The organism is Candidatus Allofontibacter sp., from assembly GCF_040404065.1.
Classification (GTDB): domain Bacteria; phylum Pseudomonadota; class Alphaproteobacteria; order Pelagibacterales; family Pelagibacteraceae; genus Fontibacterium.
This window is the reverse complement of the sequence record NZ_JBBAJM010000001.1, coordinates 756,783-774,210: the sequence shown is the minus strand read 5'-3', so window position 1 is coordinate 774,210 and position 17,428 is coordinate 756,783. Positions and strand designations below refer to the sequence as shown.

The window sequence follows — 17,428 nt, the reverse complement described above, 5'->3', positions numbered from 1 at the left end:
GCAAAGTTTTCTATTTAATTTAAAGATTTTTGAATAAAAAAGGTTGATTTTATTGATGTAATTTGGCAATTACATGGTTCTCGTTAACCTAACCAACTAAAAGTCTATAATTATGCTTAATCCAAGTTTCGTACTAAATTTAATAATCCTTAGTGGAATTATATCAATTATTTTTGCTTATATAACTGGCGTTCAAATTTTGTCAGCAAGTTCAGGAAATGCAAGAATGAAAGAAATTGCTGGCGCTATTCAAATAGGAGCCAGAGCATATTTAAATCGTCAGTACACAACTATAGCAATTGTTGGAGCGGTAGTTCTTGTCGTTGTAATTTATTTATTTAGCGCTTGGGTTGGACTTGGTTATTTTATCGGAGCTTTTTTATCAGGAATAGCAGGCTATGCTGGAATGTTAATTTCAGTACAAGCAAACGTAAGAACTGCTGAAGCTTCAAGAAAAAGTTTAGCAGAAGGTTTAAGAATATCTTTCAAATCAGGCGCCTTAACAGGAATGCTCGTTGCTGGCTTAGCTTTGCTTGCCATCGCAGTTTATTACTGGATACTTTTAGAATTAAAAATAAATGAAAGAGAAATTTCAAATGCTCTCGTTGCATTAGGATTTGGTGCTTCATTAATTTCAATTTTTGCAAGATTAGGTGGTGGAATTTTTACTAAAGGAGCAGACGTTGGTGCCGATTTAGTTGGAAAAGTTGAGGCGGGAATTCCTGAGGATGATCCTAGAAATCCAGCGGTTATAGCAGATAACGTGGGTGATAACGTAGGAGACTGCGCTGGAATGGCTGCAGATTTGTTCGAAACTTATGCTGTTACAATTGTTGCTACTATGGTTTTAGCGTCAATATTTTTTTCTGGAAATTTAAACATGTTAATTTACCCGCTAGCAATTGCTGGTAGCTGTTTGATTACATCAATTATTGGAACTTACTTTGTAAGATTAGGTGCTAACAAAAGTATTATGGGCGCTTTATATAAAGGCTTTATAGTTTCAGCAGTTTTATCTTTAGCTGTTTTATATCCAGTTACTGAACATGTGATTGGATTAACTAAAGTATACAAAGTAGGAACTCTTAGTTTTACTGGACTTAAATTGTATTACTGCGGAGCAATAGGTCTTGTAATTACTGGATTGTTAATTTGGGTTACAGAATATTACACTAGCACAGCTTATAATCCTGTTAAATCTATTGCCAAGTCTTCAACAACAGGTCATGGCACAAACGTTATTCAAGGTTTAGCCGTGTCCATGGAAGCAACGGCATTGCCAGCCTTAATTATTGTTGCTGGTATTTTATCAACTTATTTGATCGCTGGTTTATATGGAATTGCAATTGCAGTTACTACAATGCTAGCATTAACAGGAATGGTAGTTGCTTTAGATGCTTATGGACCAGTTACAGACAATGCTGGTGGAATAGCACAAATGAGTAATTTACCTTCTAGCGTTAGAAAAGTTACTGATGCACTTGATGCAGTTGGTAATACTACAAAAGCTATTACAAAAGGTTATGCGATTGGTTCTGCAGGATTAGGAGCTTTAGTTTTGTTTGCTGCTTACACAGAAGATATTAAGCACTTTGCTAAGACACCAGGATCAGCATTAAAAGGAATTGTTGTAAATTTTGATTTATCAAATCCATATGTTGTTATTGGTTTGTTAATTGGAGGTTTGCTACCTTATCTGTTTGCTTCTATGGGTATGCAAGCAGTTGGTAGAGCAGGCGGAGCTGTAGTTATTGAAGTTAGAAGACAATTTAAAAAATGGCCTGGAATTATGAAAAATAAACAAAAGCCAGACTATAAAAACGCTGTAGATATTTTAACCAAAGCTGCAATCAAAGAAATGATTATTCCTTCTTTGTTACCAGTGTTGTCTCCTATAGTTCTTTACTTTGTAATTTATAAAATTGCAGGAACTTCTTCAGCATTATCTTCTTTAGGAGCTATGTTGCTTGGAGTAATTGTTACTGGATTTTTCTTAGCAGTATCAATGACAGCTGGCGGCGGTGCATGGGATAATGCAAAGAAATATATTGAAGACGGACATTACGGTGGAAAAGGTTCTGATGCTCATAAGGCTGCAGTAACAGGAGATACAGTTGGAGATCCTTATAAAGATACAGCTGGTCCAGCAGTTAATCCAATGATTAAGATTACAAATATTGTAGCTTTATTATTGCTTGCGATTATTGCTCGTTAGCTTTTCCATAGTTTTTAGCTCGTTGTCTCATACTGGCTAAAAAACTAGATAAAAAACTTGTGTCTTTTCCAAGACTTAAAGTTTGCTCTTCGTTGAATGTATTTTTGCTTAGAGCATTTTTATCTAAAAAATTAAGCTTTCTTAGGATGCCCAGATCATCAAATTCTAATCTTAGTGTGTTACTTTCAGTGATAATTTTTTCACCAAGCTTACTTCTGGTTTGATGTACTTCGTTATAATACCAAATATTTTCATTTTTAAGTCCTATGCTTTGTGGAGGACCAATTAAGTTTAATACATCATTAGAATTAGTGCTGTTTATTTTAAGAGATTCTGATTGAATTTTTAAATTATCAATTCCATGAAGTTCATCAATTGTATTGCAGGAATATAAAAATAAAAATACTAAAATATATTTATATAATGAAATTTTCATCGCATAAAAACACTATCATAATTACTTAATTTTACTAAATTAGAATTTATTTATAAAATTTTACTATCTAATCAATGATTATTAACAATGTTGATTTATTGGTTACAAATGATATTGAGTGACCTTATTTTAACAATATTATTATTATTTAAATGGCAGTTCCTAAGCGCAAAACCTCAAAAGCTAGAAGAAATTTAAGAAGATCTCATCACGCTGTAAATTTTGCTAATGTTATAGAAGATAAAAAAAGTGGTGAGTATAGACTTCCGCATCACGTAGATGAAAAAACAGGAATGTATAATGGTAAACAAATTTTTAAGCCTAAAGCTTAAGTCAGCTAATATTTAATTATTTAAATGAAATTTACAGTTGCAGTTGATGCAATGGGTGGAGATGGATCTCCATTAAAAGTTATAATGGGTTTAGATTTATTTTTACAAAATAATCAAAATTTAAAATTTCTTATATTTGGCAATAGAGATCTAATAAATCCTATTTTAGAAAAATATCCTGCAGTTGGTACTTCAAGCACTATTGTTCATACAAATGAAAAAGTTTTAGATAATGAGTCTCCCTTAGTGGCTGTTAAAAATGGAAAAAATTCTAGCATGTGGTTAGCTTTGACAGCTTTAAAAAACAAAAATGCTGACATAGCAATATCAGCAGGCAATACAGCAGCATTACTTGTAATGTCCAGATTGATTTTGGATACAATAGAAGGAATAGACAAGCCTGCTTTAGCGTCTATGTGGCCAACACATAAAGGATTGAGCGTAGTCCTTGATTTAGGAGCTAATATTGATTGTAGTGTAAAAAATTTAGTAGATTTTTCAAAACTAGGATCTGCTTTGTATAGAGCTGTTTTTAAAAAAGACAAACCAACTGTTGCTCTACTAAACATTGGTAGCGAAGATAGCAAGGGTAGTGACTTGTTAAGAAAATCCTTAAATGAGTTAAGACAAGCTAATAATATTAATTTTACCTTCAATGGTTTTATTGAGGGTAATCATATTAAAGATGGAAATACAGACGTAATTGTTACAGATGGATTTTCAGGCAATATAGCTTTAAAAACAGCAGAAGGTACCGCAAAATATATTGCTGCTCTTGTTAAAGAAAAATTTTTTGAATCTTGGTATTCAAAATTTATTTATTTATTGTCCTTTAAAATTTTTCACAGCATTAAAAACGATTTAGATCCAAGAAAATACAATGGTGGAATATTTTTAGGACTTACATCACCGGTTGTAAAAAGTCATGGGGGCACAGATTATATTGGTTTCTATCATTCTATTAAATTGTGCTATGATATTTTAAATGGTAATTTGCAGGATCAAATACAAAAAAATTTATAAATAAAAATTTGTGACAACTGCAATCACAAGACAATATTTATCTGATCTAGTTTATAAAGAACTAGGAATTTCAAAAGTAGAAGCCTCAAATTTTATTGATGATATTTTTGAGTTTATTTCTTTACAGCTAGAAAAAAAGAATAAAGTCAAAATAGCTAATTTTGGTTCGTTTAATATTCGTTATAAAAATGAAAGAATAGGTAGAAATCCGAAAACTAAAGAAAAAAAAGTTATATCAAGTAGGGTTGTTGTCACTTTTAAGCCTTCTAAAATTTTAAAAAATAAAATTAATAAAATTACAAATGTCGGAGAAGTCAGCTGAAGCTTTAAAAACGATAGGTGAGGTAGCCAAAGAACTAAACCTTATTGAGTTAGAAACCGGTAAGCCGAAGACTTATATTTTAAGATTTTGGGAGAAAGAGTTTCCACAATTAAAACCGAAATTAAGAGCTAAAGGCAGAAGATATTATACACAAGAAAATATTAAGCTTTTAAAAAAAATTCATTATCTTTTAAAAGATAAAGGCTTAACCATAAAGGGCGCTAAAAAAATAATAGAAAATAATATAAATGATATTGAAGTTGACGATTTTGAGAGAAAAGATATAAGAACTAACAATTTATTTGATAAAAAAGAAAAGCTAATTAGAATTAAAAAAATTATTACTGAAATAAAAAATCTCTCTTAAATGGCCAAAAAAACCTCGATAAAAGTAAGATTAGTTCCTGAATTAAAACCCAACAGCGCTTTTAATTATTATGTAAAAAAACCTACAGCAGGAGAAAAGGCAAAAATAAAATTAAGAGTTAAAAAATACAATCCTTCAACACGCAAACATGAGTGGTTTGTAGAAAAAAAACTTCCTCCTCATAGCAAGTAGTTCTTATTTAACTATTTTTTTTTCTAATTTTATAGAATATTGAATTAATTTATTCCAAAAGTCTTTTACTAACGTAAAATCAACTTTATTTTTTTTGGCTTCAGCTTTAATTTTTTTCATCACTTGATTAATTCTTTTTTTATCAACGATAGTTTTTTTGTTTTTATACTTAGCAATTTTTAAGACTTGCTTCTTTCTTAGACCAAGCAGTCTAATAATTTGCTTATCTATAGCATCAATAGTAGAACGAATTTTTATAATTTTTCTTTGCGACATTAAAACTGTTTAAAAATAAAGATAAGTTAAGTATTAATTTATAATGTTAAATACAAATAATCTAAATAAAAATAATACTTATGTTGCTATTTGGTTGTATTTTTCTTTATTTTTAGTTTCATCACTTATCTTTGTTGGTGGCCTTACACGATTAACGGAATCTGGTCTTTCAATAACTAATTGGGAATTGTTTAGTGGGATTTTGCCTCCACTTACAGATAAGAAATGGGAGGATTACTTTTCTTTATACAAACAGATTCCTCAATACAAAGAAATTAATTTTGGAATGTCTTTGGCCGAATTTAAATATATTTTTTGGTGGGAATATATTCATCGATTATTAGCAAGATTAGCTTCTTTAGTATTTGTTTTGCCATTCGTATATTTTCTTATAAAAAAAATTTTAAATTTTAAACAAATTATTCTTTATTCAATAATTTCTTTATTATTTTTTTTTCAAGGTTTCTTAGGTTGGTATATGGTCAAAAGCGGATTAATCTCAAATACAGACGTTAGTCATTTTAGATTGTCGGCACATTTATTAGGTGCTCAAATCATTTTATCTCTATTATTTTTTTCTATTTTATTTAAAAACATTAAAAAAATTCAAATAAATCTTTATTCTTATTTAATTCTAGCTTTTCTAATTATTGTTTTTTTTCAAATCGCGATTGGAGCTTTTGTTTCAGGACTGGATGCTGCAAAAATATATCAAACCTGGCCCTTAATGAATGGACATTTTATCCCAGACGATGTTTTGATTAAAGAATTTTCAAATTCAAAATCCTATTCTAGTCCTTCCCATGTTCAATTTTTACACAGGATTTTTGCTTATTTTATAATATTGATATTTATTTTTATTTTTTATTACTTACAAAAAAAAAAAATTGTTAATCTAAAGTATTTGTTAATAGTCTTATCAGCAATAATTTTTCAAGCACTTCTTGGTATTCTGGTTTTAATTAGCGGTTATAAAATATATATTGCCAGTCTTCATCAGCTGGGTTCGATTTTTTTACTTTTTTCGATAATTTATCTATTTTACCAAGTATCAATCTCTAAAAAATAATAAAATTTACCTTAATCTATTTGACATAATTATAGGCAAAATATATTTATTCCGTTCCTTTATGACTGAATTTATTAAAAAGAAAGAAGTTAAAAAAAACTGGTACAAGATTGATGCAACAAATTTAATTGTTGGCAGATTAGCTTCTGAAATAACTAAGATTTTAAGAGGAACGAAAAAAACTAGCTTTACTCCAAATATGGATGATGGTGATTTTGTCATTGTAACTAATGCTAAAAAAATAAAATTTACAGGGAAAAAATTTTCTAAAAAGATTTATTACAAACACACTGGCTTTCCAGGTGGTATTAAAGAAACTACTCCTAATAAAATTCTTGAAAAAGATCCCTCTAGAATTATTAAACTAGCTGTAAAGAGAATGTTACCAAGAGGACCGCTCGGCAGAAAACAACTTGGAAATTTAAAAGTTTATAATGATGATAAACATCCTCATGAAACTCAAAAAGCAGTAGATTTTGATTTTAAATCTAAAAATAAAAAAAATTCTTTAAATTAATTATATGGTTCAGAGTTTAGCTGTTTCAAACAATAGATTTTACGCAACTGGAAAAAGAAAGAGTTCCATAGCTAGAGTTTGGTTAAAAGTTGGATCGGGAGCTATTATTGTAAATGGAAAAAAATATAATGAATATTTTAAAAGACCAGTCTTGCAACTAAGCATTGAGAAACCATTTAATGTTATAAATAAAAATAATGGTTACGATGTTAACTGCACTGTTAAAGGTGGCGGATTGACCGGCCAAGCTGGAGCTGTGTCTTTAGGTATATCTAAAGCCTTGTTTGTTCTAGATGGAACGTTAAGAAAGACATTAAAAAAAGAAAAGTTATTAACAAGAGATTCAAGAAAAGTTGAAAGAAAAAAATACGGACAGAAAAAAGCTAGAAGAAGATTCCAGTTCTCTAAACGATAGTCTACATAGACTAATTTTATTCTTTAAGTCATTTACAACTTCTTATAAATACAGAGCATGTCTGGGAAATATAACGTTTTAATTAATGGAGCCTCAGGTTTTGTTGGCTTAGAACTTATTAAAATATTAAGTAATCATAAATTCATTAATCTTAAATACTTATGTTCGAGAGGATCTATTGGAAAATCTATTAATTCTTTTTTAAAAAATAAGATTAAAAAAAAATTACCTTTAATATCTGACATTAAAAAAGTCGATTTAAGTGATGTTGATATAATTTTTTCGGCTTTACCACATGGAGAAGCGCAATTATTATCTAATACTATTTCTCCTCATCATATTTTAATTGATTTATCAGCTGATTTTAGATTTGCAGATGTTAAGGTTTATGAAAAATGGTACGGACTAAAACATTACGCAGTCGATAATCAAAAACATTCTGTTTATGGACTTTCTGAATTTGCAAGAAATGATATTGAAAAAAGTAATATAATTTCCTGTCCAGGGTGCTATCCAACTTCAGCTCAGTTAGCGCTTATTCCTTTATTTTTAAATAAAACAATTAAAACTTCAAAAATAATTATAGATTCTAAATCTGGTTATTCTGGAGCTGGTAAAAAAACTGCTGATAAAAAACTTTATCCTAATATTAATAAAAATATTGCTGCTTATGGAGTGGGTAAACATAGACATATGCCTGAAATTGATCAGGGTTTAAAATTGTTTGGAAAAGTTTCTGGTGGTTTAAAAGTTGAATTTACTCCTCATTTAATTCCAACTTTTAGAGGTATTGTGACGACAATATATGCTGATCTTAAAAAGAATATTAGCGTGAAAAAAATTCATCAATATTTGAGTAAATTTTATAAAAACAGTAATTTTATAAAAGTTTTACCTTATGGAAAATTTGTAAATACAAACGATGTTAATAATACTAATAATTGTAATATTAATGTTTTCTCTGGAAGAAATAAAAATCAATTAATTATTGTAAGCTCTATTGATAATTTAGTTAAGGGAGCTGCAGGGCAGGCAGTTCAAAATATGAATATAAGATTAGGTTTGAAAGAAACTGTAGGATTAGAATAATGAATTTTAAAGATAATTATAATATTGCAATAGTTGGTCTTGGAAATATTGGTTCAGAAGTTTATCGACATTTACTTAAGAATAAGAAAATTATCGAAAAAAATACAAATTCGACTTATCAAGTAAAATATATTTCCGCTAGAACGATTAATAAGAGAAGAGGATTTAGTATTCCAAAAAATATGTGGGTTAAGAATCCTTTGTCTTTAGCTAAAAAAGACGATGTAGACATTATTATTGAGTTAATAGGTGGACCAGATGGATTTGCAAAGAAATTAGCATTTGCTGCATTAAAGAATAACAAACATTTTATTACAGCCAATAAAGCACTAATATTTAAGCATGGTAATGAACTTGCCAAAATTGCTGAGAAGAATTCAGTTAATTTATTATTTGAAGCTTCAGTTGGGGGAGGAATACCTATTATCAAGTCAATAAAAGAGAGTTTAGTAGGTAATAAGTTATTTCATATTTATGGAATATTAAATGGCACGACAAATTTTATTTTAACTGAAATAGAAAGAACTAAAAAAAGCTTCAAGGAGATCTTATTAAATGCACAAAAACTTGGTTATGCTGAAACTAATCCAAAGCTTGATCTTAATGGAGATGATGTTAAATCCAAAATATCAATATTAAGTGCTCTTTGTTTTAAAACTAAAATAATTAATAAGAGTTTTTTAACAGAAGGAATTGAACAGATTGATTTAGAAGACGTAGAATACGCTCATAAATTTAAATACAAGATTAAGCTTCTTGGAATTTCCGAAATCATTGATAATAAAATTAAACAAAGAGTTCATCCTTGTTTAATCTCAAAAGATTCAGATCTTGCTAAAATCAATGGAGCAAATAATGCAATTATGGTTGAAGGAAATCCAGTTGGTAAAATAGTTTATCAAGGTCTTGGCGCTGGAAAGGGACCAACTACTTCGTCAATTGTTTCAGATCTAAATTCAATTCTTAAAGGAAATATAAGTTTACCTTTTGGCTTTAATTACTCTGATGCAAAAGAGTTTAAAATGTTTGATTTTGACAATCACATTTGTAAATTTTATTTAAGAATAGTCGTTAACGATAAGCCAGGAGTTCTATCTAAAATTACTTCTATTTTATCTGCATATAAGATTTCAATTCAAAGCATACTACAGCAACCTTTAACTAATCCTAAATTTGCTAATTTAGTTATTATTACCCATAACGCTAAAGAGAAGAATATGAAATTAGCTTTGAAGAAAATTTCAAAAGAAAAATTTATTAACAAAAAAATTACGATGATCAGAATTAGAAATGAAAAGAAATTATGATTATCAATAATGGATTTGTAGATTTATTTGTAAAAACTACTAGTGAAGCTGCTTACGCATCATCATTATTAAAAGGCAAAGGCGATAAAATTGCAGCTGATCAAGCGGCGGTCGACAAGATGAGACTGTTTCTCAATAATATTCCTATGAAAGGAAAAATTGTCATAGGAGAAGGAGAGATGGATGAAGCACCGATGCTCTATATTAATGAATTAGTAGGAACAGGGTTCGGAGAAGAATTAGATATAGCCGTTGATCCATTAGAGGGCACAAATTTAACTGCAAAAAATTTACCAAATGCAATGTCAGTCCTTGCGGTATCAAAAAAGGACAATTTGTTACATGCGCCAGATACTTATATGGAGAAGATAGCCGTTGGAAAAAATATTAAAGAAGGGGTTATTGATCTTGATTTTGGAATAACAAAAAATCTTAAAAATTTGGCTGATTTTAAAAACACAACACCAGATAAGTTAACAATATGTCTTTTAGAAAGAGAAAGGCATGATCATATAGTTAATGATGCTAAAAAACTTGGGACTAAAATTAAATTTATTTCAGATGGAGATGTAGCGGGGGCTATTTATGCAGGCATAGAAGAATTTAATGTAGATATATATTTAGGCATAGGAGGAGCACCAGAAGGTGTTCTTGCTGCTGCCGCTATTAAATGTTTAGGAGGTCAATTTCAGGCGAGATTAGTTTTAAGTAATGACCATGAAATTGATAAGGCAAAAAAAATGGGAATAAAGGATCTAAAAAAAAAATACACTATTAACGACATAGTTAGAGATGATGTTTTATTCTGTGCCACAGGAGTTACAGGAGGAGATTTACTTCAAGGTATTAATATTTTAGATAATGGTTTTTATCTATCAGAAACCTATGTTTTGCACCATGCATCTAAACTTAATAAAAAAATTATAAATAAATTTAAAATATGAAATACCAGTCGGTAACTGGTAAAGAATGGATTTTATCAAATTATAATGAAAATTTAGCATTAGAAATTTCTCAAAAATTAGGAATTGATAATTTTTTATCTAAACTTTTATCTATAAGAAAAATTACACTTGAGAACTGCCAGTCGTATTTAAATCCGAAGATTAAAGAATTCATGCCAAATCCAAGTGTCTTAAAAGACATGGATCTTGCAGTTGAAACTCTTGTTAAAGCTATTAAAGAGAATAAGAGAATTTGTATTTTAGGTGACTATGATGTTGATGGGGCATCTTCAACAGCAATTATTGTTAATTTTTTAAAAAATATATACTCAAATTTTTTTATTTATATTCCGGACCGTCAAATTGATGGCTACGGTCCATCAGTTAATTCATTAAAAAATATTATTAATAAAAAAGGTGAATTCTTAATAACAGTTGATTGTGGAACTTCATCATTCGAAGCTCTTGATTATGCTAATCAAAATAATATTGACGTTTTGGTTATTGATCATCATCAAGCAGAAATTAAACTTCCTAAATGTAAAGCTTTAGTAAATCCAAATCAATTAGATGATAAATCTAATCTTGGTTACTTATGTGCTGCTGGAGTTTCTTTTTTATTTATTGTCGCTTTAAATCGCTCTCTTAGAGAAAGTAAATTTTATAATGAAAAAAAAATTAGTGAACCAGATTTATATGATTATTTAGATTTAGTTGCTTTGGGGACAATTTGTGATGTTGTTCCTTTAATAGATTTAAACAGAGCCTTTGTTTATCAAGGAATACAAATATTAAAGAAGAGAAAAAACTTAGGTATCAAAACTCTAATGGATGTTTCTGACATAAAAGAAAGCCCAGATACTTATCATATTGGTTTTTTGTTAGGTCCTAGGATCAATGCCGGTGGAAGAATAGGGCAGTCTGATCTTGGTGCAAATTTACTTACGACAGATGACCCAAAGAAAAGTTATGAAATAGCAACAACATTAGATTCTTTAAATAAAAAAAGAAAATCAATAGAAGAAGATATTTTAAACGAAGCTTATTTATTAGCTGAAAAAGAAAATGCTAATGAAATAATATTAGTAGCAAATAAGTTTTGGCACGAAGGATTGATAGGTATTATAGCTAGTAGAATTAAAGAAAGATTTCTTAAACCCACTATAGTTATTTCATCTACTAATAATATTGCAAAAGGTTCATGCAGATCTGTTTTTGGATTTGATATTGGTCTTGCTATTTTAGCGGCTAAACAAAATGGAATTGTTATAAAAGGAGGTGGCCATAAAATGGCTGCTGGTTTTAGTATTGAAGATAATAAGATTAGCGATCTAAAAAGTTTTTTAATATCTAAATTTAAATCATCAAAACCAAACTTTGTTCAAAATAATTTTATAGAGATAGATGGTATTTTATCAGCAAATGCCGTTAATGAAAAAACCTATGAAGAGGTAAGTAAATTAGGACCTTTTGGATCGGGAAATTCTGAGCCCAAATTTATTGTTGAAGATTTATCTATGATTAAAATTAATTTTGAAAATGTTTTTTTATTAAAAGTTTTATTTAAAAATAGTAGTGGTCTTTATTTGCATGGAATTTGTTTTAAAAATAATAAAGAAAAAGTAATTGATTATCTTAAAAATTTTAAAAATCATAAATTTCATATAGCTGGAAAACTTAGTTGTAATGATTGGAATAAACAAAGAGTTATCGAATTTATTATTGAAGATATTTCTTTAACGCATTAAAAAATATCAAGTTAAATACAATTTTCATATAATTGTTGATTATTATTATTAAACAATCTAAATAACTTTATTCTCAAGGTCCCTTCGTCTATCGGTTAGGACACGTGGTTTTCATCCATGAAAGAGGGGTTCGATTCCCCTAGGGACCGCCATAACGAAACTACTAGTTAAGAATTTTTTCTATTGCCTTAATAACTTTTTCACTCTGGGGATTAGTGGTTGAGATAAAAGTATCATTAATTTTGCCACTCTTATCAATTAAAATTTTATGAAAATTCCATTTTGGCTCTGCTGCGCTACCATAAGTTTCTTTAGCCCATTTATAAAAAGGATGAGCATCTTTTCCCTTAACAACAGTCTTTTCCATTATTGGAAATGTTATGTTGAAGTTCGTTTCGCAGAAATTTTTTATTTCACTATTTGTTCCAGGCTCTTGATTCCCAAAATCATTTGAAGGAACGCCAATAATTATAAAATTTTTATTTTTATATTTATCCCACAAAATCTGTAAATCTGCATATTGCTTAGTAAACCCACATTGACTCGCAACATTTACAATTAAAACAACTTTATTTTTATGCTGTGATAGTAAATATTTTTTACCATCAATGCTATTAAATGAAAAATCGTGCAAAGTTTTTGTATTTTCTGCGTTAATATTTTTTGTAAAAAAAATCATTGTAATTATGATAAAGTAAATAATATTTTTTTTCATCAGTTATTTAATTTTTATTAAAGCATTAAAAGGTACTAAAATACAGTTCTTTCTATTAAAATAATTTTTTTTTAAAAGAAAATTAAATTCTTTCCATTTGCCATTTAAATTAAAATTTTTACTAAAAATTAATTTAATAAATTTTTTTGAGAAAACTAATATTTTTTTAATATCTTTATCTTTTATACAATTAGTAAAAATACTGGAAGAAGCGCTACATATTAAGCAAGACTCTGTCTCGTAAGAAATCTTTTTAATAATATTTTTGTTAATTTTCAAATAAATTTTAATTTTATCTCCGCAGGTATGATTTTTATAAATACATTTATGTGTGAATTTTTTTAATCTACCGTAATTTTTAAGATTACTAGCGTGTTTTGAAAGTTTTTTTTCCATATAAGGTAATATAAAAAATATTATTATTAATCTTAAATTTTTCTATAAAAAACTAAAGTATTACTCAATTAATCTAAACTTTTATTGATTAGTATTTCTTTTAAATAAATTAATTAAGTTGTATAACAACACAGTTTCGGGGCATAGCGCAGCCTGGTAGCGCATCTGGTTTGGGACCAGAGGGTCGCAAGTTCGAATCTTGCTGCCCCGACCATATAAAAATGAAAAGAATAGGTTTATATCCTGGAACATTTGATCCAATAACCTTTGGTCATATTGATATTATTAAAAGAGCCATAACTATAGTTGACCAATTATATATAGGAATTCCCTTGAGTAACAAAAAAAAGACAATTTTTTCTACTTTAGAAAGAATAAATTTAATAAAAAAAGTTTTAAATGATTTTCCATTGAATATTCAGAATAAAATTAAAGTTGTTAGTTTTTCTGGATTAACTACAAACTATTGTAAAAAAATTTCAGCTAATGTTATCTTTAGAGGGCTTAGGGTTGCTTCTGATTTTGAATACGAATTCCAGTTAGCTGGGATGAATTATAAATTGAATGATAATTTACAAACAGTTTTTTTGATGGCTGACATTAAAAATCAAATTATTTCTTCAAATTTTGTTAAAGAAATAGCATCTTTAAATGGAGATTTGATGCAATTTGTTCCGAACATTGTTATTAAATCTCTAAAATCAAAATTTAAATAATGTTTAAAAAAATCATTTTTACCTTAACTTTATTTATATTTTTATTTACAAACAACAGTCAATCTAAGGAAAAAACTTTTATGATAATGAAATTAAAATATGGAGAAGTTAAAATTGAACTTTTTGATGAAATCGCTCCAAATCACGTAAAAAGAATTAAAGAACTAGCTGACTCTGGAAAATATGACGGTATTGCTTTTCATAGAGTGATCGATGGTTTTATGGCTCAAACAGGAGATGTAAAATTTGGAAACACAAAAGCAGAATTTAATTCTCAGATGGTAGGAACAGGTGGGTCAGACCAGTCGGACTTAAAAGCTGAATTTAATAACATTCCTCATCAAAGAGGAACCTTATCTATGGCAAGATCACAAAGTCCAGATAGCGCAAATAGTCAATTTTTCATTTGTTTTGATTCACATCCTTTCTTAGACAGAAATTATACTGTGTTTGGAAAAGTTGTTTCTGGAATTGAATTTGTTGATAAAATTAAAAGAGGCGTCCCGGGATCAGGAGCCGTTAGTAATCCAGACATAATAATAAGTTTTAGATCTGTAAAATAAAAATTAATCATAATGAAATCAATTTCATTTAATTTATTAAATGAAAATAGTGGTGCTCGCCTTGGAAAAATTATTACCTCCAGAGGAGAAATAGACACGCCAGCTTTTATGCCTGTGGGTACGGCAGGCACTGTAAAGGCCATGTATGTTGATCAAGTCAAAAAAACCGGATCACAAATAATTTTAGGAAACACATATCATTTAATGTTAAGGCCTGGAATTGAAAGGATAAAACAAGCTGGAGGTCTGCACCAATTCATGAATTGTGATCTTCCAATTCTTACAGATTCTGGAGGATTTCAGGTTATGTCTTTGTCTAAAATTTCCAAAGTTACAGAAGAAGGCGTAACTTTTAATTCACATATAGATGGTAAGAAATTTTTTTTAACACCTGAGGAAAGTATAGAAATACAATTAAATTTAAATTCAGACATTGTAATGGTTTTAGATGAATGTCCTAAATATTCCTCCGATAAAGAAAAGATTAAAAATTCTATGAATTTGTCATTAAGGTGGGCTGAAAGATGTAAAAAAAAATTTGGTAATCAAGAATCTAAATGGTTGTTTGGAATTACTCAGGGTGGAATATTTAAAGATTTAAGAAGAGAATGTTTAATGAAATTAATAGATATAGATTTTGACGGATATGCACTTGGAGGATTAGCTGTGGGTGAGGATCAATCTGAGATGTTTGAATCTGTTGAAGCGGTTAATGACATACTTCCCAAAGACAAACCTCATTATTTAATGGGCGTAGGGATGCCACAAGATATTTTAGGGGCAGTTAAACGTGGAATAGATATGTTTGATTGTGTACTGCCCACTAGATCAGGAAGAACTGGTCTTGCATTTACATGGCAAGGCAAAATCAATATCAGAAATGCAAAATATGCAAAAGATGAAGATCCATTAGATAAATCAATTGATTGCCCAGCATCCAATTCTTATTCTAGAAATTATCTAAATCATTTGGTTAATTCAAATGAGATACTCGGTTCAATGTTGTTAACTTGGCATAACATTGCTTTTTATCAAGATTTGATGAAAAAAATTCGTATTTCAATTAAAGAAAATAAATTTGATGAGTTTTACAAAAAATATTATGAATTATTTGATTGGAATGATTAAAATATTGCTTTCAAATCAAGGTTAATCTATATAAACCGTTCTTTATGGGCCCGTAGCTCAGTTGGTAGAGCAATTCCCTTTTAAGGAATGGGTCACAGGTTCAAATCCTGTCGGGCTCACCATAAATCTGATAATAAAAAATTACTATTTAATTAGTAATCTACAGATTTTCAATTTTGGGGTATTCGATTTTAACTTTAGGAATTAATAATCTTAAATCATTAATTCTAGTTCCAGAAGAAGGGTGGGTACTTAAAAATTGAGGAATTTCTTTTCCTTTCATTTTTTCCTGCATACGTTCCCAAACTTTAATTGAAGCTGAAATATCGTAGCCACAAAGATTTGCAAATATTATTCCTAAATAATCAGCCTCAGACTCTTGTTGACGACTAAAAGGATTAAAAATACCGATACTTATTGGATCAAAACCAGTTTGTCCTATAGTATTCATAGTTCTACTTACCGCTCCACCGGTAAATATATCCGCAGCTATAGCGCCAACGTTCACAGCCAAGGCTGCGCTTGCTCTTTCTAATGAATGTCTAGCGACAGCATGACCAATCTCATGACCCATAACAATAGCGAGACCATCGTCATCTTTCGTAATTTCAAGAATTCCTGTGTATACTGCAATTTTTCCTCCAGGCATGCACCAAGCGTTTAAAGTTTTTGGCTCATCAATTAAAATATACTCCCAATCGTAATGCTCTGTTGGATCTTTTAAATTTTTACTTTTGAAGTAATGTTTAATAGCTTTTTCAATTTTATTTCCAACAGCGACTATTGGATCCAATTTATCTTTATCAGTAATCAATTTTGCTTTAGCTTTTACTTGTTTGTAAGCTCCTATTGCTTGACTATTAATCATAGACTCAGGCAATATGGTTAATTGTTGCCTTCCTGTAAGTGGAGCAGTGGCACAACTTGTTAATAAAAAACCACCACAACAACAGCCTGATATGGATAAAAAATCTCTTCTATTCATTCTTTTAATATTTTAATTATGAATCTTGGTAATAAAATGTTAATTTTTATAAAGTTATCATGAATGCATCTTTAATTACAAAGCTTAGAAATTATTTTTTAGCTGGGATAATAACCTTAATACCAATATTTGTAACAATATATCTAACATTTTTTGTTGTCGATATTTTTTCTCGTATTGTTCCTGATGCTATTAACCCTAACAAGTATCTTACTTTTAGAATTCCGGGATTAGAAATATTGATAGCTGTCTTAATCACAGTGTTAATAGGCTTTGTTTCATTGAGTTATTTTGGAAAAAAAATATTATCTTTGGGTGAACATTTATTAGAAAAAATACCAGTTTTACGCTCAGTTTATTCTGGAGCAACTCAATTTACTAAAAGTTTTAAGTCAGCAGAAGATGGCTCTAACAATAAAAAAGTTGTTCTTATCGAGTTTCCAAGATCAGGTTCTTGGGCTGTAGGGTTTGCTACAAATGAGAATAGTAAGCCGATATCTTCAAAAATTAACGACACGTTAGTAAATGTTTTTATTCCAACAACGCCAAATCCAACTAGTGGTTTTTTAGTTTTAATTCCAAAAAAAGATATTATTTATTTAAATATGAATTTCGAAAATGCTATGAAGTTTATTATTTCCGTTGGAGCGATAGGGGAGCTTAAATAGTCTAT

22 protein-coding genes and 3 tRNA genes are annotated in these 17,428 nt (G+C 29.1%); 20 read left to right on the top strand and 5 right to left on the bottom strand.

Features of this window, described 5'->3' with window-relative positions:
* The first annotated feature begins 112 nt into the window (after positions 1-112).
* Positions 113-2,215, top strand: a complete 2,103-nt coding sequence (locus AC8IG9_RS04100) for a sodium-translocating pyrophosphatase (protein ID WP_507425543.1) — start codon at positions 113-115, stop codon at positions 2,213-2,215.
* On the opposite strand, the gene AC8IG9_RS04095 is transcribed toward AC8IG9_RS04100, so the two are convergent.
* Complete coding sequence (locus tag AC8IG9_RS04095; RefSeq protein ID WP_507425542.1) at positions 2,202-2,651, bottom strand: hypothetical protein; 450 nt, start codon at positions 2,649-2,651, stop codon at positions 2,202-2,204. The genes AC8IG9_RS04100 and AC8IG9_RS04095 overlap by 14 nt on opposite strands.
* A gap of 152 nt (positions 2,652-2,803) precedes the next feature.
* Here AC8IG9_RS04095 and rpmF point away from each other — a divergent pair, with 152 nt between their 5' ends.
* From rpmF to AC8IG9_RS04070, 5 genes are read left to right on the top strand one after another with little or no spacing between them, the layout of a single operon-like run.
* Positions 2,804-2,983, top strand: coding sequence for a 50S ribosomal protein L32 (gene rpmF, locus AC8IG9_RS04090; RefSeq protein WP_507425541.1), 180 nt, complete (start codon positions 2,804-2,806; stop codon positions 2,981-2,983).
* Between the two features lie 24 nt (positions 2,984-3,007).
* Entirely contained in the window at positions 3,008-4,006 is a 999-nt protein-coding gene (gene plsX / locus AC8IG9_RS04085; RefSeq protein ID WP_507425540.1) for a phosphate acyltransferase PlsX, read from the top strand.
* Positions 4,007-4,016: 10 nt separating this feature from the next.
* Positions 4,017-4,328 carry an integration host factor subunit alpha gene (locus AC8IG9_RS04080; protein WP_507425539.1) on the top strand — a complete coding sequence of 104 codons (312 nt, stop codon included), beginning with the start codon at positions 4,017-4,019 and terminating at the stop codon, positions 4,326-4,328.
* Complete coding sequence (locus tag AC8IG9_RS04075) at positions 4,309-4,695, top strand: MerR family transcriptional regulator (RefSeq protein WP_507425538.1); 387 nt, start codon at positions 4,309-4,311, stop codon at positions 4,693-4,695. The genes AC8IG9_RS04080 and AC8IG9_RS04075 overlap by 20 nt, the downstream gene beginning before the upstream one ends.
* Positions 4,696-4,887: a 50S ribosomal protein L33 gene (locus AC8IG9_RS04070; RefSeq protein ID WP_017971812.1), complete on the top strand. Its 192-nt coding sequence runs from the start codon at positions 4,696-4,698 to the stop codon at positions 4,885-4,887.
* Between the two features lie 3 nt (positions 4,888-4,890).
* On the opposite strand, the gene AC8IG9_RS04065 is transcribed toward AC8IG9_RS04070, so the two are convergent.
* Complete coding sequence (locus tag AC8IG9_RS04065; protein ID WP_507425537.1) at positions 4,891-5,163, bottom strand: chorismate mutase; 273 nt, start codon at positions 5,161-5,163, stop codon at positions 4,891-4,893.
* Between the two features lie 43 nt (positions 5,164-5,206).
* On the opposite strand from AC8IG9_RS04065, the gene AC8IG9_RS04060 reads away from it, so the two are divergent.
* The 8 genes from AC8IG9_RS04060 to AC8IG9_RS04025 all read left to right on the top strand — a co-directional run bounded on the left by AC8IG9_RS04060 (position 5,207) and on the right by AC8IG9_RS04025 (position 12,404).
* Complete coding sequence (locus tag AC8IG9_RS04060; RefSeq protein ID WP_507425536.1) at positions 5,207-6,232, top strand: COX15/CtaA family protein; 1,026 nt, start codon at positions 5,207-5,209, stop codon at positions 6,230-6,232.
* A gap of 61 nt (positions 6,233-6,293) precedes the next feature.
* Positions 6,294-6,749 (top strand): 50S ribosomal protein L13, encoded by a 456-nt coding sequence (gene rplM, locus AC8IG9_RS04055; RefSeq protein WP_507425535.1) that lies wholly within the window; start codon positions 6,294-6,296, stop codon positions 6,747-6,749.
* A 4-nt stretch (positions 6,750-6,753) separates the two neighbouring features.
* Positions 6,754-7,164 (top strand): 30S ribosomal protein S9, encoded by a 411-nt coding sequence (rpsI, locus tag AC8IG9_RS04050; RefSeq protein ID WP_507425534.1) that lies wholly within the window; start codon positions 6,754-6,756, stop codon positions 7,162-7,164.
* 57 nt (positions 7,165-7,221) lie between these two features.
* Positions 7,222-8,253: an N-acetyl-gamma-glutamyl-phosphate reductase gene (gene argC, locus AC8IG9_RS04045; protein WP_507425533.1), complete on the top strand. Its 1,032-nt coding sequence runs from the start codon at positions 7,222-7,224 to the stop codon at positions 8,251-8,253.
* Complete coding sequence (locus AC8IG9_RS04040; protein ID WP_507425532.1) at positions 8,253-9,560, top strand: homoserine dehydrogenase; 1,308 nt, start codon at positions 8,253-8,255, stop codon at positions 9,558-9,560. Before argC ends, AC8IG9_RS04040 begins: the two co-directional genes overlap by 1 nt.
* The gene (glpX, locus tag AC8IG9_RS04035; protein WP_507425531.1) at positions 9,557-10,504 is read left to right on the top strand and encodes a class II fructose-bisphosphatase; all 948 of its coding nucleotides are present in this window, start codon (positions 9,557-9,559) and stop codon (positions 10,502-10,504) included. Before AC8IG9_RS04040 ends, glpX begins: the two co-directional genes overlap by 4 nt.
* Positions 10,501-12,252 (top strand): single-stranded-DNA-specific exonuclease RecJ, encoded by a 1,752-nt coding sequence (gene recJ, locus AC8IG9_RS04030; protein WP_507425530.1) that lies wholly within the window; start codon positions 10,501-10,503, stop codon positions 12,250-12,252. The genes glpX and recJ overlap by 4 nt, the downstream gene beginning before the upstream one ends.
* A 77-nt stretch (positions 12,253-12,329) precedes the next feature.
* A tRNA-Glu gene (locus AC8IG9_RS04025) sits at positions 12,330-12,404 on the top strand.
* A gap of 11 nt (positions 12,405-12,415) precedes the next feature.
* Here AC8IG9_RS04025 and AC8IG9_RS04020 read toward each other — a convergent pair.
* Positions 12,416-12,967, bottom strand: a complete 552-nt coding sequence (locus AC8IG9_RS04020) for a glutathione peroxidase (RefSeq protein ID WP_507425529.1) — start codon at positions 12,965-12,967, stop codon at positions 12,416-12,418.
* 3 nt (positions 12,968-12,970) lie between these two features.
* Positions 12,971-13,363 (bottom strand): iron-sulfur cluster assembly scaffold protein, encoded by a 393-nt coding sequence (locus AC8IG9_RS04015; RefSeq protein ID WP_507425528.1) that lies wholly within the window; start codon positions 13,361-13,363, stop codon positions 12,971-12,973.
* 137 nt (positions 13,364-13,500) lie between these two features.
* Here AC8IG9_RS04015 and AC8IG9_RS04010 point away from each other — a divergent pair.
* The 5 genes from AC8IG9_RS04010 (at position 13,501) to AC8IG9_RS03990 (ending at position 15,892) form a co-directional block, all read left to right on the top strand.
* Positions 13,501-13,577 (top strand) — tRNA-Pro (locus tag AC8IG9_RS04010).
* 7 nt (positions 13,578-13,584) lie between these two features.
* A complete protein-coding gene (gene coaD, locus AC8IG9_RS04005; RefSeq protein ID WP_507425527.1) occupies positions 13,585-14,079 on the top strand; it encodes a pantetheine-phosphate adenylyltransferase in 495 nt (164 codons plus the stop codon).
* The gene (locus tag AC8IG9_RS04000) at positions 14,079-14,642 is read left to right on the top strand and encodes a peptidylprolyl isomerase (RefSeq protein WP_507425526.1); all 564 of its coding nucleotides are present in this window, start codon (positions 14,079-14,081) and stop codon (positions 14,640-14,642) included. The genes coaD and AC8IG9_RS04000 overlap by 1 nt, the downstream gene beginning before the upstream one ends.
* A 12-nt stretch (positions 14,643-14,654) precedes the next feature.
* Positions 14,655-15,770, top strand: a complete 1,116-nt coding sequence (gene tgt / locus AC8IG9_RS03995) for a tRNA guanosine(34) transglycosylase Tgt (RefSeq protein ID WP_507425525.1) — start codon at positions 14,655-14,657, stop codon at positions 15,768-15,770.
* 46 nt (positions 15,771-15,816) lie between these two features.
* Positions 15,817-15,892 (top strand) — tRNA-Lys (locus AC8IG9_RS03990).
* Positions 15,893-15,930: 38 nt separating this feature from the next.
* On the opposite strand, the gene AC8IG9_RS03985 is transcribed toward AC8IG9_RS03990, so the two are convergent.
* A complete protein-coding gene (locus tag AC8IG9_RS03985) occupies positions 15,931-16,755 on the bottom strand; it encodes a M48 family metallopeptidase (protein WP_507425524.1) in 825 nt (274 codons plus the stop codon).
* Between the two features lie 59 nt (positions 16,756-16,814).
* Between AC8IG9_RS03985 and AC8IG9_RS03980 the strand changes: the two genes are divergently transcribed.
* Positions 16,815-17,423, top strand: a complete 609-nt coding sequence (locus AC8IG9_RS03980; protein WP_507425523.1) for a DUF502 domain-containing protein — start codon at positions 16,815-16,817, stop codon at positions 17,421-17,423.
* The last annotated feature ends 5 nt before the right edge of the window (positions 17,424-17,428 follow it).